At 66.3% G+C, this 662-nt stretch carries 1 protein-coding gene; it reads left to right on the top strand.

What is annotated here, in order from left to right; all coding sequences use genetic code 11:
* The coding region (locus tag I5M_RS27835; RefSeq protein WP_244432112.1) for an efflux RND transporter permease subunit at positions 1-658 on the top strand (658 nt) is incomplete at its 5' end.
* Positions 659-662 lie beyond the last annotated feature (4 nt).

Below are 662 nucleotides of genomic sequence, written 5' to 3'. Positions count from 1 at the left end.
CTCGTTGCCGGTGCGGCAATATCCCAACCTCGAAAGCGCGACCATCACGGTCGACACGATGTTTCCAGGCGCGACCCAGGAGGTGATGCAGGGCTTCGTCACCACGCCCATCGCGCAGGCGATCGCCTCCGCCGACGGCATCGAATATCTGACCTCGAGCTCGACCATGGGGCAGAGCCAGGTCAAGGCCAAGCTCGTGCTCAACGCCAACTCGGACCGGGCGATGACCGACGTGCTGGCCAAGGTCCAGCAGGTCAAGTACCGGCTGCCGGCCGGCGCTTACGATCCGGTGGTGACGAAGATCACCGACGGCGCCTCGGCGGTGCAGTACGTCGCCTTCATCAGCGACACGCTGACGATTCCGCAGATCACCGATTTCGTCACGAGAGTCGGACAGCCGCTGATCACTTCGGTCAAGGGAGTCGCCTCCGCCGACCTCGCCGCCGCGCAGGCGCTGTCGATGCGGGTGTGGCTAGATCCGGTCAAACTTGCTGCACGCAACCTGACGGCGGGCGACCTTGCCGCTGCGCTACGCGCCAACAACGTTCAGGCCGCGCCCGGCCGGCTCGAGAGCGGCAGCACCGTTGCCCGGATGAAGCCGCCGAGGTCGAACATCGCGTGGCCGTCGCGCTCGGCCGGCGAAAAGAAGCGGGCATAGTCCG

Source organism: Rhodopseudomonas sp. B29 (genome assembly GCF_000333455.1).
In the GTDB taxonomy this organism is placed as follows: domain Bacteria; phylum Pseudomonadota; class Alphaproteobacteria; order Rhizobiales; family Xanthobacteraceae; genus Rhodopseudomonas.
Note: the sequence above shows the minus strand (reverse complement) of the source record. Positions and strands in the feature narration are given on the sequence as shown.